Here is a 24,367-nt window from a genome sequence, read left to right on the forward strand (position 1 = left end):
GACCAAAAAGCTCGGTCGATCCGCTAACGAGCCCGCCAATTCTTGAGCTGCCTGATTCTTGCAGCCAATCTGGAGCCAAGAAAGGACAGCAGATAGAGCTTCAAAGCCGTGGAGTTAATAGAAGCATTCAGTGCCTGTATGGCTTCCGCTCTGCATCGTCCCATTTCACTCTTCTGGAAGCTTTCGTAGGCCAACGCACAGTAGTTGTCTGAAACCAAGGAACGGATACTCCGCGCAAATTCATCGTCAAGTGGATTGTCCAATTGCCTTTCCAAAACTTTTATTTTCGAGGGGGTGCGTTTTCTTGCACTGCCCTTGGAAATGCTTGAACTTCCAATACGATAAGCGTGGTAGCAGCCAGGCAAAAACAGGACCACCTCTTGGCGCGTCACCCGGAACCACAGATCCCTGTCATCCCCATTGGTCAGCGATTCATCAAACCCCCCAAGCCGATCAAACACCTTTCGGGGAATAACGACCCCCGATGTACCAATATAGTTCTCGCTCCCGAGAGCACGATAGGCCTCCGGAGGTTCAATTCTCACGCACGCCTCATCTTTTGCACAAAACGGACCGGTGAACGTATAACTATCCAGGAACCGGGAACTCAAAACATTTCCGAGTTCATCAATTGTCGAAAAATTGGTGAACAGCAGACCAGCATCCGGATAGTGTGAAAAAGCCTGACGGGTCGCCTCCAACTTTCCCGGAAGCATGATATCGTCTGAGTCGAAAAGAGCGATGAGCGAGCCGTTTGCCTCCCTTATTCCGCGGTTTCGCGGGCTTGCAGGCCCCCCGCTGTTAGCCTGTCTTACATAGCGGACTCGTGACGTAGACCAGCCCTCCATAACATCGGGAGTTTCATCGGTCGATCCGTCATCGACCACAATGATTTCATCATGCTCGGACAGCTGCGGGACGATGCTCGCCAGAGTCTCCGGTAGAGTATTCGCCGCATTGAAGCTTGGAACAATGATACTGAAACTGAATTCTTTCACGTGCGCTAACTCCCTGTGAACGACGGAATTCTACACTAATGGTTAAAAGGCTGGAGAGAAACTATGAATTGCGGACGTCTACAACAAAAACAAAAGCAGACAGTGCGAAAGCCACAGAGGTTGAGATAGACTTACTTCCATAGACCACCCCTGCGAGTTCGAAGGAGCTGAACATGTACACTTGGTGCGATCTGACCAAACAACTGCCTTTCGCCATCAACATCGACGAATTGCGGCGGGAGCTTGATCAGCTGAAGGATGACAGCTGGCTGGAGCACTATGATGTAACCCTCTCACGAGGCTGGAAATCCATACCACTAGTTTCTAAAAACGGGGAAGCAAGTGGACCAGAGTCACAACGTGCCGCTCCATATGAGGAGATGAAACGGACTGAGATTTGCGCTGACCTCCCGGCATTCTCTTCGCTTCTGGATTCTTTTCATTGCCCTCAAGGCCGCATCCGTATTACCCGACTGGATCCTGGCTCTGGGATCGATAAACATCGTGACATCGGCCATGAAGTGGCAAATCTCGCATTCCGAAAGGTTCGTCTCCATATCCCTATCGAAACAAACTCCGGCGTCTATTTCTGGGTCGATGGCGAAAAGATCAAAATGGATACTGGTCGACTTTACTATGTTAATTTTTCAAAGCTGCATTACGTGATGAATGACGGCGATTCGCCTCGCTATCATCTAGTCATGGACCTCGGCGTAAACGATTGGTTGGAACAGTTTTTCCCTAAGCCCAGCCCTACTGATCGAGTCGAAATGGCATTCTATCGAGTAACGTTACCTTTGTTTTGGTATCTGAGGAGAAAGAAAGTAATTTGGACGACCAAATTTTGGCAGAACTACAACGGCTCATGGCTTCAGCGATTCCGACATAGATACTTTCCAAAGACATAAGTCCGAAGTCACCAATTGTCGATCTACTTATGAAATCAAAGTATAGAAGCTCACACGAAGTAGCAGAGAGTAGTAATTCTCAACAAAGCTACAACGCAAAACCAAAAGAACAAAGGCTATTTGTTTATTTAACCTGTATATACATTTTTTCTTGGTATCTTCAAATTGGGCTGCGCGTAGATTTCCTCGGAACCATTCGATTCGAGTTTATTCTTGGAGCCTTTTTAAGCGTTTGCGCAGCAATTAAACTACTAAATGAAAAAAAGTCTACTCCTCTAAAAGGACCAGTAATATTTTTTTTCTCGGTTGTGGCCTTCTATACGGCCTTTTCTTACGATCACGCTCAGTCTTGGAATATCTTCTTCAACCGCGTAGTGAAGTTCTCCATGCTTGCTGCGTTTATCGCCGCATTTGTTCGCACCGAGTGGGCTCTAAAATTAATAATAGGTGCCTTTCTTCTAGCGATGCTAAAGATGGGCCAAGAAGGATTTATGGGCACATTGACAGGTGGGATGGTTTGGCAAAATCAAGGTATTCCACGCTTGCATGGAGTAACCCCTCTTTATAGGCATCCAAATTCATACAGTGGTATGGCTGTTGGTTGCTTGCCATTCATCTTCTACCTCTATCCTATCGCGAACCGCTGGCAAAAGGCCCTTCTAGGCCTTTTGTTGGTATTCTCGATAACCATTATAGTTTTTACCGGCTCAAGAACTGGTTACGTAGCCACAGCCCTTCTAGGACTCTATTTCTGGCGTGAAAAGCTACGCTTACACAAATTTAAGTACACTTTAATAGGGCTTCTTGTAATATTAGTTGCGTACCTTGCTCTGCCTGAAGCCTATGTAGGACGGATTCAGTCGATTTTTACACTAGAAGAAGCAGAGGGTTCGTCATCTGACGCCCGAATCCAAATAATGAAAGATGCAATTTTAGTTTTTTTATCTAATCCTTGGGGCGTCGGGGTCGCTGCATTTCCAAGCGTAAGAATTGATATGTTTGGAAGGTTTCAAGATACCCATAATCTATACCTTGAGCTATTAACCAACATGAGCATATTAGGAATATCTGCCTTTTTCCTTTTTGTGCGTAGAATAATTGCAGTTAATCAAAAAATCGCCAATACGCCGAACCAATCACCATTTATAAAAGCAATGTCGAGAGCCATCATTGCGTTCATATATGCTCGTCTTTTTTTGGGATTGTTTGGGATGGACACCTACGAAATCTACTGGTGGTTTTCATTAGGTATATCTATTGCAATATATCGCATAAATGACCAAAACAGCCATACCGATGTATCGAATAGTAATATTGAATCCACTCTTACCGCAAAACGTTATATGCAAAAAGCTTTCAATTAGTAGAGTGAGCAAAAAATCCGGACTAAACTGACGGTATGTCTAATTTCGAGTCCTAATGCAAACAAAAACACACAAAGCGTTACAGGCGGAAACCGGAGATTGGTACGTAATTCCAGATGCCTAGGCACTTCTAAGGATAGGCTAAGTGGCTGGTGCGATACACAGACATAGTTGCCTTACTATGAGAATGAGGAATTGAGATGAGACTCAGGTATAGCGTTATAACCAACCTGGTAATTTTGGCGTCACTTGCTTGGGCACCTGCTTTAGCTTTTGGTGCACCGAATGTGCAAAGTGTTACTACAGATCAAGCAGATGGTCAGACATTGATTATTACAGGCAGTAATTTCGAGTCTGCAGAGTTTCCAATAATTCTGGATACTGCAGATGACTGGCAGGTGGTTCAGCAAAACGATAGTTACAGCACGCTATCGCCTTCGGAACTTTGGTCTGAAGAGGGATCTGCGTGGGCCACACCCCTTGAAGTAGTATCGGGTACCGGACCCTTAGGAGAGCAATCAAATAGACTTTATTACGGAAAAAGAAAGAGTTACAACCGCTACTTCACACCGTTCCAAGACGAAAACAATAACTCTCTGTACGTGTCTTGGTGGTTCAAACCTTCCGAAAGCCCAAATGCTGCTGGCGGATCTAATAAATTCATTAGAATATGGGACGATGACGGCGGAAATAACACAAGAATCTCATGGACGAACATGCACCTAACATATTCGACTGGCGACTTGGGGCTAGAAGGCGTGGAATGGGGCACTTGGTCCGGCGACGAAAACAAATGGAATCTAATGGAGATTTACGTCGACTCAAGTAACAACTCTATAAGAACTTGGGTAAACGGAGATTTGCTTCACAACGTGAAGGATTTCAGAAAGTCTCCGATAAACAAAGGACTTAACGCTAAGCTTATTGGATTTGATCCGAGCGTGTCAGACCCATATCAGAATTTGGAGTTCCACATCGATAATATATACGTCTCCCAGAAGCCAACAAGAGTGGTAGCCTCGCTACATAAGACTTGGGATAGAGCAAAATCAGAGCATTTAGCACTTTTCCCAAGAAAGTGGACAACGACGCGAATACATGTAGACGCAGAAGAAATTTTGGATGATGGGCAGAGCTACTATCTATATGTAGTAGATCAATCAGGTGCTGCAAACCAAAACGGTGTCACCCTTTGTCCGAAATGCCCTGCGCGGATAGAGCTTAGATTATAGCTATCATAACTCGATAGCTCAAAATGGGGGCATAGGAAAAGCCTTGCCCCCCTCCTTCTTGCAGGTCAGTAGCAGACTCCATTCCATAGCGGCGAAATTTCAACCTACAAACGTTTAAAAGACAAAAGCGCTTTTGTCTTTATGAATGAAAACCATATACATAAAAAATATTTCTAAACTCTAATTAGCCATATCGTTATTGGAGGAATAACATCGATATCTCTAGAAGAGGCATTCTGAAATTAATCCAAGCAGCCTATTTTATATTTCAAGCGATCAAATTTCTTGGACCATGACTCCACTAAATATGGCTTGTATTCAACCAAATCAGATTTTAGTTCATTGTTGACTTCTTTTGATAAGAGAATATTTTTAAAAATATCATCTTTTGTAGGCCTGGTATATAAACAACCACTTCTGAAATAATTTCTGATTATCTTCGTATCAGACAGAATCATAGGCCTCTCTAGAGCAACAGCTTCATAAGAGCCACAATTTAATATATCGTTTTTTAGTGTGAGTATAACGATCACATCTGAGTAGTGCATTAACGCTTGGTATTCTTCTTCACTGATAAAACCCGTTAATATTATTCCACTCTCTTTGAGTTTTTCCACGTCCAATACACTAAATTTTTTTCGATAGTTTCCTGTTAGATAAACTCTAAAGTCGCTCGGCAATTCTCGAGAGGCTTCAATTATTTGAGAAATCGGTTCATCTGAGCTGAAAGTTGAAACAACCATCACATGAAAATAAGGCGTGTCATAGTCCATAAAGTAAGGAGGGTTCTGCGTACTAGCTAAAAACATATCTGGCACTTTATCTTCTAGGATAAAAGCCTCACCACCTAACCTCTCAACTAATTCTTTCAAAAATCCATTTGTCACAATAGTTAGGTCCGAGGCCTTGACAGTATATCGGCTAAGCCAATGAAATATTTTCCATTTTATGTTATTCGAGCGAGAATATTCCATTTTAAAGTTCGAATGTCGATCCACTACCAGCCTAAATCTCATTATTTTTCTCATAAGTGATAAGAAAAACGTGAGAACAATAGAAGGGTTCTGGCAAAAAACAATATCGGGATTCTTATTAAGAACAAAAAAAACAGTTCTAAATATTAAATATGGATAACGAATAAACCTAGATGCATTCAGTGAAAATAAGCAAAATTCTGCATCTAGACCTTTTGCGAGCTCTCGAGATCGTCTATGATTTTCCCAGCATATCCAAACCTTTGATTGCGACTCACTCATTACTCACTATCCATTTTCGACTAGTTTATCCAACAGGTTATGAAAACTAATTTTCCTGTGATTAGCACTCTACCAACTCTACTATCTTAAGAACAACAGCCTTCATCTATTCTCTATGCACTTTTCGTTAACCATCTGAATTTCGATAACAACTTACTAGTGACCCCTTAAGATATCGGAATTAAAGTGCACTTACGTTTGTCTGACATATAATTTCACAGATTCAAACAATAATATTTTGTGTAAAATAATTTCTCTTTTTATTCGCTTTCAATTCAGAGAATAATGATACGTTAATGTCAACTCTAACACCTTCGATACGATTAATCTCTCTCTCAATATAAACTTCTAGATCGCTCACATCACTCTCCCGAACACCACTAATAAACACATCAAGCTCAGAATACTTGGACTGAACAAGAGAAAATATAAAAGCCTCATTTGATTTTTTTGTATACCCATCAATTATCTTAGAGAATACGGTAGCATGAATTTTTTCGCGTTCCGTAATATAAAAAAACCTGTCTGACGTCCTACCGTGCAATTGTTCTATGAAATCAATGCTACCTATTTTTCGACAAGAAACTTTGTCAATGGAAAAGGAATCGCCTAATTGGTATCGAATTATATGTTGAGTGGCTCTAGATACATCGGAAACTAACCCCTCGTGCTCATCTAAAATTAGCCAAGGATTGACTAAATGCCTATGACCGTCTGCGCACTCGAATGCGATCACATCAAATTCAGTAGAACCATATTCTTCGGCAACAGGCGCCTTAAAGGCTCGGGAGATATAAGATTTTTGAGCGGGGAGAATCGTCTCCGCGGTACAAACCACACATTTAGGAGGCAAAAAGTCAAAATTCGTATCAGCCAGAGTCTTAGCGGCTTCAAGCAATAGTGACGAATAGCCATATATATAATCTGGTTGCCACTCCATCATGCTGACAATTTCTTCCCTTGCATGAGAACCCACGGGATGAAAAATCCGCCTGTTCATCACGGCACTTTTGAGCCGTGACGTTAAACCAGATTCAGGTCTCCCCCATAGCCTCGCCTCTCTCTCTCCAAGTTTCACACCATAATGCCGGAAACAATAATCCCGAATGCCGAGCATCCGGCCAAGTTCTATTCGGTTAACCGTAATATGGGTGGGCTCTCCTGTCGTCCCGGCAGTATGGCGGTTAAATGACCAATGCCTGGTGGACCGGCCTTTACTGTCACGTTGTTCTCTCAGAGCTTTCTTTGAAAGAGGGGGGGATTCATAGAGCTGCGTCAAGCTCGTAACCTCGTCACCACAAGCGTTCAGTGGACGGTTAACCTTGAGCTGATTTTCAACTTTTTTCAACCTTTCAGTTTCGGGAAGCGCCCATAACGCCTCTACTTCTTTTCGCCATTTCGTTACGGACAACCCCATTGCAATAAAAAAAAACCTACTAAGTAAATACCGCAGTCTCCGCATTGCCCGTAATATCCTGTTATCGAAATCTAGTTAAATGGTTCTTATAAATCTGTACTTTCGGTCTTTTATTTTTTAACTTTTCGTAAAAATCTACTAGTGGACTCAATGTATACAGTGTTAGATCGCTCAACAGTTCCCAAAAAGCGATTTTAGTTTCCTATCGGTTGGAATTTAAGTACGTTAAGCCAAATAGGGTCTTCTCGAGTGAACTGGTCGAGGAGCTTACGGGATAGCGATTGATGGCCCATCGGTCGCCCAAAGTATCCGCACCTGGAAATGCGGCAACTGCATACTCATAGCCTGCATCACGAACCTCGGACTTTATCCTCTCATTGAAATCAACTTGTTGCCCATTGGGGTAGCAAAATGCTCGAACGTTACAAGCCAATCGCTTTTCTATCAAACTACGTGAATAGAATAACTCCCTCTGTAACTCAGAACCCTCCAGCTGTGTTAAAATTGGATGACTGTGTGAATGGCTCCCGATATCCAACCCTCCTGCGACCATCTCCCTAATTTGCTCCCAGGTTAATGGCCGATAGACAGTTGGAGCTTTATTCGGCTTTTCAACGTCCAGAAGCCGGAAAAGATTATCTATCAGTTCAAGCTTCTCTATGTTCGATATCACCATGCAGTGATCTGCTATCTGGTGCCAGCATTGTTCAGGCTCCACAGCAATATTCAATACCTTGGGGATATTAGGTAAATAGAATTCCCTTATTCTTGTATTATCGAGTGCATAACGTATCTGGTCTGGCCAAAGCCAGAGATCTCCCTCTACAAACCCTGTTGTCACGAAGAGAGTGGCTGGTATATCTAGTTCTTTAAGTACCGGGAAAGCATAGTCAGCGAAGTCATGGTAGCCATCATCAAAGGTTACTACGACAGCATTTGTTGGCAAGCAAGCATTGTCATTTGCATTAACGAGCTCATCCAAAGTTATCACATTGAATGACTGTTTTATCATTTTCATTTGCTGGCGAAAGATATCAACGGTCATACCGGTTCTGTTCTCGGATGCACCTATTCTATGGTACATGAGAACTCTCGGGTGCCACCGTGTAAGATATCTAGCTACCGCCAGGCCGCCCAACGGCCTACAAACGCGATAGATCAGTTGATTTAGGCCCATAACCCCTTCCCGACTAAGTACATAATTAGATCCGTCTTAGCAACAACTTCGCCAGGGCTTTCCATGCGAACATATAGAAAAAGTCATGGCGTAAGCCCATCAGGATATCCTTGAAAGGCTCTGAAAACGTCTTTTCGCCATGTGCCACAGACATGCCACGACTTACATACATATCCGACCAGGCACGAGCCTGCAGCTTGATCGGTACTGCAGTAGGATTGTTGGTTATGAACTTTTTTAGGATTCGAAAAGCATTATCGTAACGACCACGATAGTTTTTAGACATCTGTCCTGGCCATATACGATAGATATAGGTTTTTTCCTCCGTATACTGAAACCTCCAGTCCATGGAGTATCTTAGCCAAAGGTCCCAATCGATTCCCATTGGCAGATCTTCGTCGAAGTACCCATTTTTCTCCAGACACTCCCTGCGTATAACCGCTGTGCCAAACGGAACGAAATTTTTTATAATCAGGTGATTGGTTACCTCGCCACTATATCGCTCATAAGGCTGAGGTTTATCAATTGTCTTGCCGTTTTGGTCTATGTACGAAACCTCGCTGTAGACCACCCCGGTATTTTGAACCTCAAACAATGGCATCTGTACGCTCAATTTCTCTGGGTGCCAGATGTCATCGGCATCGCAGAATGCAATGAAATCGCCGTTTGCCTCCTTGAGGCCACGATTCTTTGCTTTGGGCTGGCCGCGATTTTCCGTAGGTAGGTACCTCACTCGGCCATTGCCCTCAAACCGCTTCATTTGTTCTGGCGTATCGTCCGTTGAGCCGTCGTCTACTACTATCACTTCCAGGTTTTCCCACCTTTGAGCTAGTACGGAGTCAATAGCCTCTGGAAGGTACTGGCCCATGTTGTATGTCGCTATAACAACGCTTACCAGAGGCTGATCATTCATTCTTATACCTTGCATATTGAGAACCGGTACTTACCAGACGCTTCCTGAGGGATATTTGAGACATCTTTGATCTCGAGTTCTACGCTGTCGTCAAACACTTCCCGCATGGCGCTTATAAGTCCCGTGTCCGTATGTTCGTTGAAATCCTGACCTTTGACGCGATTGATAATCACGTGGTCCAGCGCATCCTGAACGAGCTGCATCTGCTCGATGCCCGGCACTTTGGTCAAGGTACGTTCCACCAGCGATATGCCGGCTACCTGCCCGCCTGCAGGCAATTTGAGAAAATCCGCTACCCTCCCCTCAAGGCGCTCAAGAATAGACATCCCCCGTCCACAGCTACAGGTTTTCTCGGTGTACACACCTACGTCCTCAACCCGGTAACGAATGAGTGGCATGCCGCGGTTATTCAGGTCCGTTACAACGATCTTACCGGGTTCGCCAGGCTTCACCGGGCGATTATTGGCATCCAGAAATTCCACATACACATGCGGTAGATTGAGGTGCATACCCTGGTGCTGTTCGCACTCGCAGGCAATCAGTCCAACTTCCTCGCAACCATAGCGATTCGTCACCGGGCAGCCAAAGGCTTGTTCAATCACTCTCCGTTCATGGTCGAGTAGCATCATGGATGTGGCAACAATCCCGTCCGGCTTCAAATCCTCAATGCGATTGGATACCAGGTAGTTCGCAAAGATGAAGATTGAATGAGCGTGCCCAAATACGGCGCCTGGTTGCTCTCTGCGCCATCGTTCCACAAACTCTCCCATGGATTTGTCATTCAGGTCCATGGTGTCGAGATAGATTGTGCGGTCAAGGAGGTGAAGACGCAGTTTCTGTTTCAACGTTTCCGCAACGGGAGGGTTACCCCAAACCGAGGCCTTCTTCATTCCAAGGTCCCAGCCCGCCCATCGATCAGCCATCAACTGGGCACCATTACGGCGTTCCTGGCAGGCTTCGTCGAAGTACAGATTCAGTGAAACACCGGTGGACCCACCAGTTTTGGCCATTACCAGATCGGTCTTGCTGAACTCGTCGCTTACAAACTGGTCCAGGTTGTTGCGGATATCCTGTTTGGTGGTTACCGGAACCGCCTCGAAAGCCGCTTTCGAGTTGATGGCGCCCGGCTCAATACCTTGCTCGGCAAACAGCTTTCTATAATGAGGGCTGTGGTTCGAAGCGTAAATTAACATGTCCTGAAGTCGCTTGAACTGAAGGTCCAGCAGCTTCTGGCGTGGCCACCACTGTTGCTCTTCGAGAGTTTTCCATTCCCGAAGTCGCCCGCTACGGTCTTTCAAGTCCCATAGCGGGTAAAAAATATGTTTGGAGAGTGTTCGCATCATATCTCGACCATCCCTGGTTCAATTTGGCGGTAAAGTTCAACGTGTTTGGCTACCATCGCTTTCATGGAGTACTTGTCAGCCAATTGTGATTGAGCGGCTTTCCCCATTTTTTCGCGCAGCTTCGGATTTTCCGCCAGTTTCCGTATTCGGTCTGCCAGAGCCTCAACATCACCAACGGGCACGAGGTAGCCGTTAAGGCCCTCTTCAACAATTTCCGGGTTGCCGCCGGTACGCGTGCAGACCACCGGCTTTCCACATCGCATGTACTCAATGATGGCATTGGAAAAGCCTTCTGTTTCCGAACAAAGTACGGCTATATCAAAGTCACGGATGTGGCGTTCAGGTTCGGGCTGACTCCCCAACAGATGGACGCGCCCTTCAAGCCCGAGTCGCGTTACCTGTTCCATATAGGCACTGGGATCACCGCCGCCGATTACGTTCAGTTTGAGATGCAAGCCTTCCCTGGCCAGTAGGCCAATCGCTTCAATCAGGTCTTCAATACGCTTAATCGGGCGAAGATTCGCAACGATACCCACGACAACCTCGGCCTCAAAACGACTTTCCCCGGAGGCTGTTACCTGCTCGCCAGACGAAATGTCGGGGTATCCATTGTAGATCACATGGATCTTTCCGAGTGGCATCTTCTCAAATCGGGACGTGATTTCAGCTACCGCTTTGCTGTTACATACGGCCGCGTGCACGCAGCGACCCGTCAGGCGTAGCGCCTTGAGATAGGTCCCGCTGTACCAGAAGCCCATGTCTCTTCTGGAGATGAGTGTTTTAAGGCCGGCAAGGCGCATCATGGGGGGAGCGATCACGGAAGTGTCGTTGAAAAAAGCATGGACCACGGAGAACCCCTGCTTGCGCAATAACCGGGCATACCTGTACATTTTGAACCAACTGCCGGGGCTGGAAATACTACCCACGCCGAGATCATGTACCGGCACCGGAAACATCCCGCTTCGGGTGTAATCCGTTCCGCGAAGCACAGCGAACTGTATGTCCCATCCCTGCTCCATTAATCCATTGACAAGCTTCAGTACCTGGCTTTCGGTGCCGGCGTAAGGATTATCGTATCGATCCATGATAATACTAAGCTTCATTGGGTGACCTGTCTGTAAACAGCGAGATAGCTTTCCATCATCGCATTTGCCGAGTAGTCAGTTTCCACCCTGTTCCGGGCCCACTCGACCTGTTCGTCGACGCTGTCTTTGTGGTCAAGTACGGCTGCCAATTCGCCTGCAAGCTGGGATGCCCCTTCATAGCGGACTATTCGTCCGCCCGCACCATGGCCCAGTACCTTGTCGATTTCACCAACGTCGCACGCGACGATCGGGATTCCCACGGCCATTGCCTCCAGCAGCGTAATCGGGAGGCCTTCCGTCAGTGACGGCATGCAGAGCACATCGCTCCTTTTCATTACCGCTGGAACCTCGTCGACATACCCCGGTAGCTGAACGAAATCCTCCAGGCCGAGATCGGACACCTGCCTTTCCAACGCAGCCCGCTGTTTACCTTCGCCAATAATAATAAGGCCCAATAATTCATGGCTCTGCCTGAGCACGGCAAATGCATCCAGCAGGCGGACAAACCCCTTTTCTGCGGACAAGCGCCCTACTCCCAATACTATCGAATCAAAACGGCTCAGGAATCCGAACACAGCCTCAGCGGGCTCACTCGACGCAGACTCACGTATTGAACCTATGCTCATCCCGTTGGGGATCACTACAGTCTTCGAAGAACGGGCAATTTTCTCCGGAACCTGACGTTTCATTGCTTCGGAGACCAGCACAACACGCCGCAACCGCGCCAGGATCAGGCGATCTATCGTTTCGTATACCCAGGCCTTTGTGAATCGCTTCGCCCTTACGTAACCGTGCAGTGTAGCGATCAAAGGTATTTTCCGGATCGATTCGGGCCAAAGGCCCATGAGCACGTTGAACTTATAACCGTGTGAATGGAGGATCTGGTAGTTTTCGGATTGTGCCCAACGGAGTATGTCGCGGGCAGCCTTTAGATTGAATCCCGGGTTCATTCGCCAGGGAATTACCGGTATACCAAGACGCCTAGCTTCTACTTCAATGGGCTTGTTCTGAATACCAGTCTCACCGGCACTGAGAACGGTAGGTAACAAACCTGCGGCCATTTGCTCGGAAACCAGCGTCAACAACATCTTCTCAGCCCCGTAGAGACCGCCACTGTCAATCAGGTGAAGAACTCTCATGTTATCGGTATCAACCTTTCCTTGGGTTCCAGACTACTTTCTTTTCTCCCTTCAGAAACGCCATTGTGGCTTTTAGCGATGCGATGTTCAGCAAGAGGAAGTAATAGGGAACGGCATAAACAAAGGAGCTACTGCGGCCGCGCTCCTCGCCCTTACGTCCCAACCAGCCAAAGGCGTAGAGCAGCACCAGGCCGAAGAAACACAATGCGTAGAAGCCTCCCCGGGGGGCCAACAGCAAGGCAGCCACCGTGAACGTTATCAGCGGAACAAACGCCAGATAGCGAAGCAGTTTGTGAGATACCATTTGCAGCGCAAACAGTCCGTAGTTGAAGGGGTTCATCAGATGTGCCATGTCCTTCAGGGCCCACAACGCTCGCAGACTCACTCTGACACGCATACTGAACTCGCTGACGCTGTCCTCGTTGGCATCTTCCTTCAACAGTGCCCTGGGCTCGTAGATAACCCGATACCCTTGTTCAACGACCTTCAGCGGTTGCACGAAGTCCGGGAGTTGGTCTGCTCGCAGGGACTGATAGAGCGACTTCCGAATGCCATCAATACCACCATCAACACCTACGACGGAGCCAATGGCAGACTCCTTTACCCGCAGCCAATTCTCATATTTCATGTAGGTGCTGCAGCCATCGCCCACCAGTGAACCATCAGCGGCCACGTAAACCATTTTTCCGGTCACATAGCCAACACCGTCATCAGCGAAGTTGCTCACCAGATGATTCACTGCGTTTTGGTCCCACTGGGAGTTCGCATCCGAGAACAGGATAATGTCCCCTGTAGCGTTCGCAACCAACGTGTTCAAGCCAGCGGTCTTGCCTTGCCGGGGTACCTGACGAAAGAGTTTTATGCTGCGACTGGATGACTGAGCAACCCGTTCGACAATGCTGTCTGTGCCATCGTCTGATTCGTCAGACACTACCAGTATTTCAATTTTTTCGTCCGGATAGGCAAGTTCCAGCTTGTTGTTCAGTGTTGCCTCAATGCTGTCCGCTTCGTTATAGGCCGCGATGACAATGGTCACTGTGGGTTGATAGGAGTCGTCGGTAGAGATTGGCAAGCCTCGTATCTGGGCCAGTACCGACGCCAGTAACGGATAGCCCAGATAGATATAGAAAAGCAGCGCCAGCGAAAGCCAGAAAACCAGGGTTAGCATGATGTCTCATCCGTGAAGAAGGTCATTTCGTTCAACCCCCAAGCAAACGGGCAGTGCCCATCTCGGTCTGCCGGGGGCTGGCATCCCGGCCCAGCACACCCTGCTCGACGAGAACGTCACTCATCGTGGTGAATCGAAACCTTTTCAGCAGGTTAACCAGCCGCTGCTCACACACTTCCAGGTTATTGTAGTGCCTGAAACGAGAGAACCACTTTACGTCGAGCCGCGGTTGGCCAGGGTCGATTTCCCAAGGATGGAGGTAAAAGACAAAGGGCTTGCCCATACGGTTGATCGAGCCAAGCCCCCACTGGCTGAACCAATAGGGGAACAAACGGAAGTAGCCACCTCCGGCGATTGGAAGAGTGTAGCCCGGCAACTTCAAGGTGCTCAGCGGGAATTCTGCGATCTCCGAACCGTTGTCGGTTTTCAGGCGATGCGGCCATCTGGGTGTACCTGGCATTCCATACCGGTCATGGTGAACGGGGAAAATAGAGGAATCCCATGTGAACCCCTCTTCACACAAAATATCCAGCGCCCAGCGTGACTGGGCGGTGATGGAATAACTTGCAGCGCGATACCCGGTAACCGGTTCACCAATAATGTCTTCGAGGATAGCCTTGGATCTCCGGGTTTCCTCGCGGAACACCTCTGGCGTCTGTTTGTAGATAAGCTGATGGCTGTAACCGTGGCTCGCCACCTCGTGGCCGGCATCGTGTATACGACGGACCAGCGCGGGCGATTTTTCCGCAACCCAGCCAAGGGTAAAAAAGGTGGCTTTCGTGTTGTGATCACCCAATACGGAAAGAAGACGGTCGGTATTGGCCTCAACCCGATATTCCATATCGTGCCAGTCTTTCCGGTCGACGGCTTCGGCGAGCGCGGCTACCTGGAAATAATCTTCTACATCGATCGTAAGTGCGTTACTGATGGTGTTCATGAGTCATAGCGACGGTGCCGCCTCCTCTTGATATTCCGTGGCCAGGTTTAAAAGATCGCATAGGTGAGCCCCAGCGCTATCCAGTTCTCCGTGTATTCTCTGGAGACTAAATCACTGGTCCGTTGCTTATGACCAATCTGGCCAGACACACTGAGATCTCTGCTTGCCTTGTAGGTTAACCCCACATTGGAATTGAACAGTTCGTCATCCTCGCCCTCATCCTCGTAGCGGTAATGCGTCATTGACGCGCCGACGTTGAAATCAAGCCTGGATCCAAGCGGGCGGGAGTAACGCAAAGATAGCCCGGCCCTTTCTTCCTTGTCGGTCGTCTGCAGGTAGTCAGACCGGCTGGCAGTAAGCCCGATATTGACCGAACTCGCATCACTGAACCGCTTACCCAGTCCGGCTTCCAGCGCTGTTACTTCAACCGTTGTCGTCTCTCGAAGATTGAATTCGAAATCATCGAACTGGATGTCAAAGTCAGAGGTCTGGTCGGTTAACTGCCTACTGGCTTGAAGATAGATTTCGGACGAAGGATTGAGCTCTCGCTCGAGCATCAGGTCACCGACGACCCCATCTGATTCCTGGCTCACGCCGCGAAACCTGCTTTCAATTCGGCTGTTGCCAACCGAACCGGACACTCGCATCGCTGGCCAACGCTTGTTGAAAACAAGGCTGAGGGTATCCTTATCGATCTCCTCATCGGTATCCAGTTCCGCCCGATCTGTGCTGGCGCTGACCCCACCGGAAAACGTCGGACTGAACAGCCTGTTCCATGCAATTATGCCGATGACCCGATCACTGTCGGTTTCCTCGGCCTCTTCGAATTGCGTATTTTCGTACTCGGCGGACAACTGAATACTGTCGCGAGGACTCAGTTTAATAGTGTAGTTGGGGCCGGTTCTGAAAACATTTTTTCGAGTGGTGTTGTCAGGCGTGGACGGCCCTCTGCTATCCTGGCTAACATCCCTCACATTATCGGAAACAGCCCAGTTGAGCTGGTGAGCGAGCTCGCACTCCCCGGAAAAATCGGCATTAGTGTAGGTTTCCGGATCAAAGGTATCACTGTGCCAGTAACCGTAACCCAACGTCGCTCCGAGGTTCGATGTGCAGCGGCCGGGATCACTCTGATGGGACACGCTCACTCTCAAACGCGTTTCGGTGTCACTTTCCTCGTTGGATGGCGCCTCTCGGGCATTATCGCTGTGCCGATTGTCGATGCCTGCTGACACCTTTAAAGGCTCAGCGGTTGCCACCGAGGACACCGCGGTTGCGGCAACAACGAAGAGTAAAAAGGCTTCTCGCTTCCAGCGTATCGCTGAGCGGATCGTTCTAACCATTGATCACCGCTCCAACAAACTTCTCCGGTTTGAACGCAGTGGCGACATTCTCAACCGTGCCTGCTGTTACCTTCCCATGGGGCACGACGAGCATCGTGTAGTCGCAAAGCTCGGACAGAATCCGGGCGTCTGGTGAATCCGCCACGGAAGCGGTATCCAACACGATAAAGCGATCCGGATATCTACGCCGTATGGCCTGCAGAAACTGCTTCATCCTGAATGATGTGAAAAACTCAGCCGGTGTTTCCCTGCGACTACCGGCGGGAATAAGCCTGAGCCGAGGAATGCCGGTGGGGTATAGAATCCGGCTGATGTCGTAGTCGGAATCATCGAGAAAATCCGTCAGTCCCGTTTCAGGCATGATATCAAGGGTGGAATGAAGCGTTGGTTCGCGAAGATTGCAGTCGATGATTAACGCGGTTTTCGACTGGTCAAATGCAAACGCGGCCGCCAGGTTCAGAGCCACAAATGAGGCGCCTGCCTCCGCTGAAGCACCCGTTACAACCAAAGTAAAATTGTTGCCGCCAGAGTTCTCAAGCAATTTGGTACGTAATGCCCTGAATCGGTTTACCAGGTTGCGGTTCTTCGACTCAGGATAGATTATCCTGCGCTCGTCAAGATCATCAGGCGTAAGCCGACGTGGCTCCTGCATCTTTACGATCTGTTTGCTGATGACATATTTGTCAACCGCACCCGCCCCCAACTCCAGCGAACTGGGCACCAACATTCTGGAGTCTTCCCACTCAGAGTATGGCAACCCGCCCTTCTCCGCCTCTTTCGCTATGTCACGCTGAGTGAACCACGATTGCTCGGAACCGGCTTCCCTGGACTGCCCGTCGCCGCTTTCACCACCGGCACGTTGCTTCTGTTCTACCGCATCGTCATCTCGATTCCTTGATTCCGACATCAAACTGCTCCCAATTCAGACGCCACAACAATAGCAACGTAAAAAGCTATCGCAATAACAGAGAGAAACCCTATGGCAATCGTGAGACGTCTGTCTTTTCTTTTTTCATAGGGCGTGCGCACATCAGGAATTTCAGCAAGCACCGGCAGGCCAATGTCTTCCTCAAGTTGCGCACGGGCGCGAATCCTGGGATCAATTTGTAGCAGTCCGGCTATGGCGCCAAACGGTGCGACAAGCCCTAACACCAGCCCTGCCATTGCAAACATCGGAAACTTCGGGCCAACCGGCGACGTGGGGTACTGGGCGGTTTCATTGATCTTGTAATTCATGCCCTGCCCTTCAATGTCCAGGGACATTGACACACGCGCCCTCTCACGACGCTTCAGAAGATCATCGTATATGCCCTTGTTGACCTCCATATCCCTTGTGAGCTGCGAGTACTCTGTCTTGTTTTCCTGTATTCGCTCCATCCGCTCCTCCTGCTCGGCCATGAGCCTTTTCAGAGAGCGGATTCGAGTCTCAACCGTTTCCATATCAGCACGGGTGGTTGAGAGTTTTGCACTAAGTTCCTGATGCAAGGGGTTAACAATCTCATTGCCTTCCAGCGACCTTTCACCGTTATTTTCCCGATCCGCCAGCGCTGCATTGCGCTGCTTCTTCAGCTCTGCCAACTGCTCCCGCAGGATAATGATATCGGGGTAGGAGTCGTGGTACTGGAGACGGAGGCTATCGAGCCGAGACTGCAACGATGAGATTCTTTCCTGAAATTCGTCCTGAGATCGCCCTTGGTAGATGGTCGGACGCACCTGGGACAGCTGGTTTCGCAGCGATTCCAGCCGGGTAGTGAGCTCAGCGCGCTCCAACTCGGCCAGCTCAAGCTGGCTGCGGAGATTGGCCATCCTTCTGTTGGCGTCTTCTTCGGTCCCATCCTTGTTCGTTGAAAGGAACTCCTTGAGCCGGCGCTCCGCCTCTGCAAGTTGCTGTTCATAGGCTTTGACCTGGCGGTCGATAAACTCATAGGCGCTGCGGCTCTCGGCACGCTTTCGATCTCTGCTCTGTTCGATGAACAGTTGCCCAAGCCGCTGAGCCACCTTGAACGCTTCCATAGGGGATGACGAGGTGAAACCGATACTGAAAAAGTTGTCACCACGTGTGCGTACGCTTAGCCCTCCCCTAATGCCAGATATTCGACTTTCCAGGCGCTCAGGCGGCAAATCGACATTATCGTACACGTCACTATCCTTCGCGAGCGTTTCCATGATACTGCGGCCAAGGAGCATTTCCCGCGCCGCAGAAGCTCTGTCATTAATCTCAGTGGTAACGGCACTGCCTTCCATCAACGGGCGGATGATATTGCTGTCATCAACGAATATCACTACTTCGGATTGATACTTGTACGGCCAGAGAAAGCCGGCGGCAAGCACCGCAAAACTAACCAGTACAAACACCAGAAATGCCAGCCACTTCTTTGACCGGACTTCTCGCAGCATTTCAACTGGTAACTGGGATAATGGAAGTGCCATAGCTCAATCCAACAGTCTGACTGTTACAGGGTTTACGTGATCAGAAATTTCGCTCGGGGACGCTCAGAATATCCCCCGGACGCATGGCGTAGTTTGTCTCTATTTTCCCGCGGTTAAGAATGTCGTCAAGCTTTACAGGGATCGCTACCACTTCACCGTTCATTTTCCGGTAAAGCATTGACCGGTTTAGTGCGGCAAACTCGTTTCCGCCGCCAGCACTCAGGAACATATCCAATACCGTCATCCCATCCCGGTGTGGCTGCGAGACCTGCTGACGCACAGCTCCCGTCACCCGAACACGATCAGTGAACTCATGGCTTCCCATTGAGGTCACCACCACGCTTACCTGGGGTTCCCTGATATATTCGGTAAGCTCAACCCGGATGTCGTCTGCCAACTCTTCCGGCTCTTTGCCACTTGCCTGAACATCACCGATCAGTGGCACCGAGATTTTGCCATCAGGACGAATGGGGACCGAAACACTAAGATCCTCGTTTCGCCATACCGACACCCGGACGACGTCAGTGGCGCCCAGGACATAGCTATTCACACTACCTGACGGCCCAGCGGATAGAGCCTGCTGTATTTTTTCGGGGGATGAAGCAGTGGGGCCTGCACAACCGGAAGCGATAACCATCAGCGAGATGCACAGAGCAAGTCCTGGCAAAGTAGTGATCCGTGACATTTTTATTCCTCTTGAGATATCCATGCTGTATTCCGTTTATCAGTCGACGTAACTGGCTGGAATTATCTTGATCCTTTTTTGAACAATACCACCTCCACTGTCTGAATTATAATCAACAAATCCAGCAAAAGGCTTTGGTTTTTGATGTAATAAAGATCGTAACGAAGCTTCTCCCTGGTGTCCTCTTCGTTGTCAGCATAAGCGAAACAAAGCTGGGCCCAGCCTGTCAGACCAGGCTTGACCCGGTGACGCTCACTATAGAACGGTATCCTCTCGGACAATTTCTCGACAAATATAGGCCTCTCCGGACGAGGCCCTACAAATGCCATGGTTCCGTTGATCACGTTGAATATTTGAGGTAATTCGTCGATACGCACTTTTCGGATAAAGTCGCCAACCCGCGTAACTCGGGTGTCATTTTTACTCGCCCATACTGCCCCATTCTTTTCGGCATCCGTGGTCATGGAGCGAAATTTGTGAACCCTGAAAACTCTGCCGTTAAGACCGACACGTTCTTGACTATAAAATACCGGGGCTGCCAACCCATCTTCAATTTTTATCGCAATAGCGGTAAGCGCCATCAAAGGCAGACCGGCCAACAATAAGATCGTCGCGGCAAGTATATCGAGAGACCGTTTTCCAAATCCAAATACAGATGAGACTGAAAACCCGTCAGAGAACACCAGCCAACCATGGGTAACCATCTCCAAGGCAACTTTACGTGACTCCCGCTCATAGAAAGACGCCGCGTCAACTATCTTTACGCCTTCCATTTTGCACTCAAGCAAATCCTCCATCGGCAATCCTTTGCGGCGGTCATCCGCTGCCACAACTATCTCTCTGACCGGGTGTTTCCGTATATAGTCGTGAAGTGTATTGGGAAGCCTGATGAGGTGCTTTTCTTCAATCTCCGACGACTCATCCGGTAGTGGTACGAAACCCGACAGCGTGAAACCTTTGCGATTGAAAGGTGTAGTCAGGTCTTCAAGCAACTGCCTTGCACGAAACCCGGACCCAAGAACCAGCACTTTGCGCTTGAAAGAGTCCTTGCCGGTAAATGCAAAGAATATTGACCGATAAATCCCTAGAAAAAAGAAACCAAGGACAGAGGCTGAAGTGAGCAAGTCGGTAAAGCCTAGATACCACAACCATTGATCGGCCAAGAGATAAATAGACGCTGATGCCGGCACACCAATGATGAGTGAAAAAATGGTGCGAAGCATCATCCCGGACATACCCTCTTCGAGGCGTGACTGATGAACGCCAAGAGCAACCATAACCAAAAGATTTGCAAGACCGAAGGCTAACGCTGAAGGTAGTAGGAACTGAATACTTTCAAAGAAAAAAGAAGAATCGCCGAAATGGCGGAAAAAAGCGGCGATACAGAAACTAACTGCCAGGACAATTAAGTCAATAAGGCCCAGAATGACGAAGGGAACATGAATGTAGTGCTTGAACAATCTGACGTGGGCCACGCCAACTCCTTTTGCTGTTCACTGTAAACGCGCCTGCGCATCCCATGCTGCAGATCTAACAATGAACAGAGTTTACTGCATTTTAATGATACTGCAATCAGGGACAGTAGAAGGACGGCACCCGACGCGACGCCAGAAACGCAAAACACCCCGCCCCGGAGATCAAGGCAGGGTGTTCGATGGCTTACTTAGCTCAGGCTGACTTGCGACGGCGAGTCATACCCAGGCCCAGCAGGCCAAGACCAAACAGAGCGAGCGTTCCTGGCTCGGGCACCGCTTGCACGTCTGAAATACCAACGATCAGATCGTTGTAATCAAAGTCACCATCAATCAGGTCTTCGAAGGCCACAATCAGTGAGCTGCCAAAGAAGCTGCTGTTCTGGCTGCCAGTCACGTCAAAGATCCGTGTCATGTCAACGCCGCCGTTCAGGCTGGCATCTGAATAGAACGTGGTGTTGCCACGCTGCAGATAGAAGCCGAACGTAGAGCCAATGTTGGCTGTTCCGAAGTGAGTGGAAGCCGTTCCGGCGTCCAGGTCAAATTCTACCTGGCGACCGCCAGAGCCTTCTGACCCTGAAAACACCTGAAGTGTTTCGTTGGTGTCGTTCAGGTTATAGATACCGAAGTTGTTGATGTTCGCAAAACCTGCAAATTCAAACAGCAGGAAGGCACCGGCTGAATCCTGGTTACCATCAACATCGTTCAGTTTTGCAAAAGAGGCTCCGTTGTCGTAGAACGCGCCTTCACCGAGGGAATCGGTAAACACGTCCGCGCCACCGTCTGTTTTCAGGTCGAAAACGTCCATTGGAGCGGCCTGAGCTACCGAGAACGTTCCCACCAGCATCGCCGCTGCAATCAGCTTTGAAGTCATTTTCATTTTACTGCTCCTTGTCTACATCTTATGATTCTCATCAACCGCCCAAAACAATGCAGTTGTCGTGCCAATTATTTATTCATTATTAAACAATAACTTACATTGGCAATATTTGGGTTGCGTAAAATATACTGACACACCGCCATTGATCCTCAGCGATTGCGCTTTGACTTCCGCGAAAGCGAAAGTCCAATCCCTAGCAGTCCCAGCGCGAACAACGCCAGCGTACCCGGCTCTGTGACATTGGCGACTGTTATGTTGTCGATGCCGTACCCATCATTGGGGTTGTTGGAAAAAATACTGACATCCCCCAAACCCGCTGCGTCATAGAGGCTGACATAGAAAACTCTGCCGTTGCCCAGAGCAGACCCAAATATGTCGTTGAAGCTGAAATCGAACCCGCCAATCGAGAGGCGTCCGCCAGCATCGTTGGGGTCTGTCAGATAGAAACCCATGGCGTTAAAACCAGCCGCTGGAGAAATAACCATCTGGCGTGCATCCATACTGTCCAACCAGTTATCCCCGGATACGGAATAGCGCCCGCTAAAGGGACTGGCGCCGGCGTTCAATACGGCAAGACCGCCATTGCAGTTATAGGGACCGCTATCGCACAACCCGCCTGAACCTGGCACCGCACTGGTAAAGGCCCCAACACCCACTGAGGAGGTGATGGTGCCAGCCTGGCTTCCAACGGTGTAAAAAGAATTATCATCGAACGTTTCGGTGAGATAACCGGAATGCGCAGCGTCCAGGAAGTCCTGTTCCGCGGAGGCGGCCGCTGTAGCGCCCTGGCTACTAATGCTGAGAATGGGCGCAGCGCTGGCCCAGTTGCAGGCGCCAAGGAGAACCCCAATGGCGCCGACTGTTTGTAGTGTGTTCATATCAGTACTCCATATAAGCTGACAGAATCGTCTTCGATAGGGAGTAACTGCTGCATAAGACGTGCCACGGCTTCAACTGGTTCATTTTCAGTCAGTTAGAAGCCCGCACATTTTCTCAATGTAAAGTTTTTCGACAACCCCTCGCTATGCCCGGAGAGCAGGCGCTCCAATCAGTTCAGATAACAAACAGATCAACAAATTCGTGTGCGGGGGTCGACTCCAATAGCGCTTGATCTTTACACAGGTTAAAGATCTTCACGCAGCGCTGACCAGGAAACCGGGTCGCCAGGTTATGGCGGAACTTATCCTCAAGCAGGGGAATCCCCTCCTTTCGGCGACGGCGATGGCCAATGGGATACTCAACTGCCACCTTATCCGTGCTGGTGCCGTCGGCGAAGAACACCTGAATCGCATTGGCAATTGAGCGCTTATCTGCTTCCAGATACTCACGCGTGTATCGCTCATCCTCAACCACGTCCATCTTGTCTCGGAGTTGGTCGATCATCGGATTGGCCTCATGGAAGCTGTCTTCATAATGCTCCGCTGTCAGCCCCCCAAAAATCAGCGGTACAGCAGCCATGTATTGAAGGCAGTGATCCCGGTCGGCCGCGTTTGCCAATGTGCCCTGTTTCGAGATGATACGGATGGCAGATTCGTGGGTGGTGATAACGATTCGCTCGATGTCATCCAGGCGGTCTTTTACCTCGGGATGAAGTATGACCGCTGCTTCCGCCGCTGTTTGAGCATGGAACTCGGCCGGGAAGGAAATCTTGAACAGAATGTTTTCCATCACGTAGGCGCCAAAAGCCTGGGGTAAAGTAAACTGACGCTTGTCCTCAGGTTTCAGTTTCTGATCTTTATTGGTTTTGCTGAACAGAACGTCGTAGAAGCCCCATTGGGGCGCCGTGAGCACCCCCGGGATACCCATTTCTCCCCGCATTGCAATATCGGCCAGCCGCACGGCGCGGGACGTTGCATCTCCCGCCGCCCAGGATTTTCGGGAGCCAGCGTTCGGCGCATGACGGTAGGTTCGCAGCGCCTGGCCGTCCACCCAGGCATGGGACAAGGCCGACAGCATTTGATCGCGACTGGCACCCATCAGTTTTGCGACAACAGCGGTTGAGGCCACCTTGACGAGCACAACGTGATCCAGCCCCACCCGGTTAAACGAGTTTTCGAGTGCAAGCACCCCCTGGATTTCATGGGCCATGATCATAGCCTCCAGGACATCCCGCATGGTCAGGGGCGCCTTGCCCTCCGCCACCCGCTTCTGGGACAGATGATCCGCCACGGCCAGTATGCCCCCCAGGTTATCCGAGGGGTGGCCCCACTCCGCCGCCAGCCAGGTATCGTTGTAGTCCAGCCAGCGCACGATACAGCCAATATCCCAGGCCGCCTTTACCGGATCGAGTCTGTAAGGCGTGCCCGGAACACGGGCGCCATGGGGTACAACGGTGCCGTCAACCAGCGGCCCAAGGTGCTTGGTGCATTCAGGGAAACGCAGGGCCAGAAGGCCACAACCGAGGGTATCTATCAGGCAGTTTCTCGCGGTATTCCAAGCCTCTTTGCTTTTTATCCGATAGCCGAGAGCGTAGTCGGCGATTGCCTGCAGGACGTCGTCATAGTCGGGGCGAATGTTCTGATCAGCGTTGGAGCTCATGGCGAATCCCTTATTGGTTTTGGATCTCAGTGAGAGACTAAGAACGAAAAACAGTCATGCCAAACAGGTTAGTACATCGGCCCGG

General features: G+C 49.3%; 21 protein-coding genes. 3 read left to right on the plus strand and 18 right to left on the minus strand.

Translation table 11 applies throughout. The features are described 5' to 3' along the window. Positions 1–23: 23 nt before the first annotated feature. Entirely contained in the window at positions 24–998 is a 975-nt protein-coding gene (locus tag ACTRWH_RS10125; protein ID WP_052479518.1) for a glycosyltransferase family 2 protein, read from the minus strand. Positions 999–1,171: 173 nt separating this feature from the next. Here ACTRWH_RS10125 and ACTRWH_RS10130 point away from each other — a divergent pair, with 173 nt between their 5' ends. The 3 genes from ACTRWH_RS10130 to ACTRWH_RS10140 all read left to right on the plus strand — a co-directional run bounded on the left by ACTRWH_RS10130 (position 1,172) and on the right by ACTRWH_RS10140 (position 4,502). Further along, entirely contained in the window at positions 1,172–1,906 is a 735-nt protein-coding gene (locus tag ACTRWH_RS10130; protein ID WP_269399920.1) for an aspartyl/asparaginyl beta-hydroxylase domain-containing protein, read from the plus strand. 29 nt (positions 1,907–1,935) lie between these two features. Beyond that, on the plus strand, positions 1,936–3,270 hold the full coding sequence (locus ACTRWH_RS10135; RefSeq protein ID WP_269399921.1) for an O-antigen ligase family protein: 1,335 nt from the start codon (positions 1,936–1,938) through the stop codon (positions 3,268–3,270). 200 nt (positions 3,271–3,470) lie between these two features. Further along, positions 3,471–4,502 (plus strand): hypothetical protein, encoded by a 1,032-nt coding sequence (locus tag ACTRWH_RS10140; protein ID WP_269399922.1) that lies wholly within the window; start codon positions 3,471–3,473, stop codon positions 4,500–4,502. Positions 4,503–4,744: 242 nt separating this feature from the next. On the opposite strand, the gene ACTRWH_RS10145 is transcribed toward ACTRWH_RS10140, so the two are convergent. The 17 genes from ACTRWH_RS10145 to prpD all read right to left on the minus strand — a co-directional run bounded on the left by ACTRWH_RS10145 (position 4,745) and on the right by prpD (position 24,282). Beyond that, a complete protein-coding gene (locus ACTRWH_RS10145; protein ID WP_331283807.1) occupies positions 4,745–5,758 on the minus strand; it encodes a glycosyltransferase in 1,014 nt (337 codons plus the stop codon). 223 nt (positions 5,759–5,981) lie between these two features. After that, positions 5,982–7,175 (minus strand): CoF synthetase, encoded by a 1,194-nt coding sequence (locus tag ACTRWH_RS10150; protein ID WP_269399924.1) that lies wholly within the window; start codon positions 7,173–7,175, stop codon positions 5,982–5,984. Positions 7,176–7,377: 202 nt separating this feature from the next. Further along, complete coding sequence (locus ACTRWH_RS10155; RefSeq protein ID WP_269399925.1) at positions 7,378–8,220, minus strand: polysaccharide deacetylase family protein; 843 nt, start codon at positions 8,218–8,220, stop codon at positions 7,378–7,380. Between the two features lie 157 nt (positions 8,221–8,377). Further along, positions 8,378–9,265, minus strand: coding sequence for a glycosyltransferase family 2 protein (locus tag ACTRWH_RS10160; RefSeq protein WP_269399926.1), 888 nt, complete (start codon positions 9,263–9,265; stop codon positions 8,378–8,380). Positions 9,266–9,267: 2 nt separating this feature from the next. Beyond that, positions 9,268–10,608: a phenylacetate--CoA ligase family protein gene (locus ACTRWH_RS10165; RefSeq protein WP_269399927.1), complete on the minus strand. Its 1,341-nt coding sequence runs from the start codon at positions 10,606–10,608 to the stop codon at positions 9,268–9,270. Beyond that, positions 10,605–11,711, minus strand: a complete 1,107-nt coding sequence (locus ACTRWH_RS10170; RefSeq protein WP_127401454.1) for a glycosyltransferase — start codon at positions 11,709–11,711, stop codon at positions 10,605–10,607. Before ACTRWH_RS10170 ends, ACTRWH_RS10165 begins: the two co-directional genes overlap by 4 nt. Further along, positions 11,708–12,832, minus strand: a complete 1,125-nt coding sequence (locus tag ACTRWH_RS10175; RefSeq protein ID WP_127401456.1) for a glycosyltransferase — start codon at positions 12,830–12,832, stop codon at positions 11,708–11,710. Before ACTRWH_RS10175 ends, ACTRWH_RS10170 begins: the two co-directional genes overlap by 4 nt. 10 nt (positions 12,833–12,842) lie before the next feature. Next, positions 12,843–14,000, minus strand: a complete 1,158-nt coding sequence (locus ACTRWH_RS10180; RefSeq protein WP_151982351.1) for a glycosyltransferase family 2 protein — start codon at positions 13,998–14,000, stop codon at positions 12,843–12,845. Positions 14,001–14,031: 31 nt separating this feature from the next. Further along, positions 14,032–14,937 (minus strand): XrtA system polysaccharide deacetylase, encoded by a 906-nt coding sequence (locus ACTRWH_RS10185; RefSeq protein WP_052479523.1) that lies wholly within the window; start codon positions 14,935–14,937, stop codon positions 14,032–14,034. Positions 14,938–14,984: 47 nt separating this feature from the next. Further along, positions 14,985–16,277, minus strand: a complete 1,293-nt coding sequence (locus ACTRWH_RS10190; RefSeq protein ID WP_151982353.1) for an outer membrane beta-barrel protein — start codon at positions 16,275–16,277, stop codon at positions 14,985–14,987. Further along, the gene (locus tag ACTRWH_RS10195) at positions 16,270–17,184 is read right to left on the minus strand and encodes a P-loop NTPase family protein (RefSeq protein ID WP_041334830.1); all 915 of its coding nucleotides are present in this window, start codon (positions 17,182–17,184) and stop codon (positions 16,270–16,272) included. The genes ACTRWH_RS10190 and ACTRWH_RS10195 overlap by 8 nt, the downstream gene beginning before the upstream one ends. Further along, positions 17,184–18,707, minus strand: a complete 1,524-nt coding sequence (locus ACTRWH_RS10200; RefSeq protein WP_041334832.1) for an XrtA system polysaccharide chain length determinant — start codon at positions 18,705–18,707, stop codon at positions 17,184–17,186. The genes ACTRWH_RS10195 and ACTRWH_RS10200 overlap by 1 nt, the downstream gene beginning before the upstream one ends. Positions 18,708–18,747: 40 nt before the next feature. Further along, a complete protein-coding gene (locus tag ACTRWH_RS10205; RefSeq protein WP_041336736.1) occupies positions 18,748–19,392 on the minus strand; it encodes an XrtA/PEP-CTERM system exopolysaccharide export protein in 645 nt (214 codons plus the stop codon). 62 nt (positions 19,393–19,454) lie between these two features. Then, positions 19,455–20,867: a TIGR03013 family XrtA/PEP-CTERM system glycosyltransferase gene (locus ACTRWH_RS10210; RefSeq protein ID WP_036205410.1), complete on the minus strand. Its 1,413-nt coding sequence runs from the start codon at positions 20,865–20,867 to the stop codon at positions 19,455–19,457. 193 nt (positions 20,868–21,060) lie between these two features. After that, on the minus strand, positions 21,061–21,744 hold the full coding sequence (locus ACTRWH_RS10215) for a PEP-CTERM sorting domain-containing protein (protein ID WP_091641255.1): 684 nt from the start codon (positions 21,742–21,744) through the stop codon (positions 21,061–21,063). Positions 21,745–21,893: 149 nt separating this feature from the next. Next, positions 21,894–22,622 carry a PEP-CTERM sorting domain-containing protein gene (locus ACTRWH_RS10220; protein WP_462826381.1) on the minus strand — a complete coding sequence of 243 codons (729 nt, stop codon included), beginning with the start codon at positions 22,620–22,622 and terminating at the stop codon, positions 21,894–21,896. A 175-nt stretch (positions 22,623–22,797) separates the two neighbouring features. Beyond that, positions 22,798–24,282 carry a 2-methylcitrate dehydratase gene (gene prpD, locus ACTRWH_RS10225; protein ID WP_462826382.1) on the minus strand — a complete coding sequence of 495 codons (1,485 nt, stop codon included), beginning with the start codon at positions 24,280–24,282 and terminating at the stop codon, positions 22,798–22,800. Positions 24,283–24,367 lie beyond the last annotated feature (85 nt).

The organism is Marinobacter sp. G5_S1_61_S3, assembly GCF_054968585.1.

Excerpts from the sequence above, each read along its gene's own strand:
- ACTRWH_RS10135 (WP_269399921.1), top strand. The coding sequence starts at position 1,936 with ATGAAATCAAAGTATAGAAGCTCACACGAAGTAGCAGAGAGTAGTAAT.
- ACTRWH_RS10150 (WP_269399924.1), bottom strand. The coding sequence starts at position 7,175 with ATGGGGTTGTCCGTAACGAAATGGCGAAAAGAAGTAGAGGCGTTATGG.
- ACTRWH_RS10180 (WP_151982351.1), bottom strand. The coding sequence starts at position 14,000 with ATGCTAACCCTGGTTTTCTGGCTTTCGCTGGCGCTGCTTTTCTATATC.
- ACTRWH_RS10155 (WP_269399925.1), bottom strand. The coding sequence starts at position 8,220 with ATGACCGTTGATATCTTTCGCCAGCAAATGAAAATGATAAAACAGTCA.
- ACTRWH_RS10145 (WP_331283807.1), bottom strand. The coding sequence starts at position 5,758 with ATGAGTGAGTCGCAATCAAAGGTTTGGATATGCTGGGAAAATCATAGA.
- ACTRWH_RS10200 (WP_041334832.1), bottom strand. The coding sequence starts at position 18,707 with ATGGCACTTCCATTATCCCAGTTACCAGTTGAAATGCTGCGAGAAGTC.
- ACTRWH_RS10215 (WP_091641255.1), bottom strand. The coding sequence starts at position 21,744 with ATGAAAATGACTTCAAAGCTGATTGCAGCGGCGATGCTGGTGGGAACG.
- ACTRWH_RS10205 (WP_041336736.1), bottom strand. The coding sequence starts at position 19,392 with ATGTCACGGATCACTACTTTGCCAGGACTTGCTCTGTGCATCTCGCTG.
- ACTRWH_RS10160 (WP_269399926.1), bottom strand. The coding sequence starts at position 9,265 with ATGAATGATCAGCCTCTGGTAAGCGTTGTTATAGCGACATACAACATG.
- ACTRWH_RS10190 (WP_151982353.1), bottom strand. The coding sequence starts at position 16,277 with ATGGTTAGAACGATCCGCTCAGCGATACGCTGGAAGCGAGAAGCCTTT.
- ACTRWH_RS10140 (WP_269399922.1), top strand. The coding sequence starts at position 3,471 with ATGAGACTCAGGTATAGCGTTATAACCAACCTGGTAATTTTGGCGTCA.
- ACTRWH_RS10165 (WP_269399927.1), bottom strand. The coding sequence starts at position 10,608 with ATGATGCGAACACTCTCCAAACATATTTTTTACCCGCTATGGGACTTG.
- ACTRWH_RS10130 (WP_269399920.1), top strand. The coding sequence starts at position 1,172 with ATGTACACTTGGTGCGATCTGACCAAACAACTGCCTTTCGCCATCAAC.
- ACTRWH_RS10195 (WP_041334830.1), bottom strand. The coding sequence starts at position 17,184 with ATGTCGGAATCAAGGAATCGAGATGACGATGCGGTAGAACAGAAGCAA.
- ACTRWH_RS10175 (WP_127401456.1), bottom strand. The coding sequence starts at position 12,832 with ATGAGAGTTCTTCACCTGATTGACAGTGGCGGTCTCTACGGGGCTGAG.
- ACTRWH_RS10170 (WP_127401454.1), bottom strand. The coding sequence starts at position 11,711 with ATGAAGCTTAGTATTATCATGGATCGATACGATAATCCTTACGCCGGC.
- prpD (WP_462826382.1), bottom strand. The coding sequence starts at position 24,282 with ATGAGCTCCAACGCTGATCAGAACATTCGCCCCGACTATGACGACGTC.
- ACTRWH_RS10220 (WP_462826381.1), bottom strand. The coding sequence starts at position 22,622 with ATGAACACACTACAAACAGTCGGCGCCATTGGGGTTCTCCTTGGCGCC.
- ACTRWH_RS10185 (WP_052479523.1), bottom strand. The coding sequence starts at position 14,937 with ATGAACACCATCAGTAACGCACTTACGATCGATGTAGAAGATTATTTC.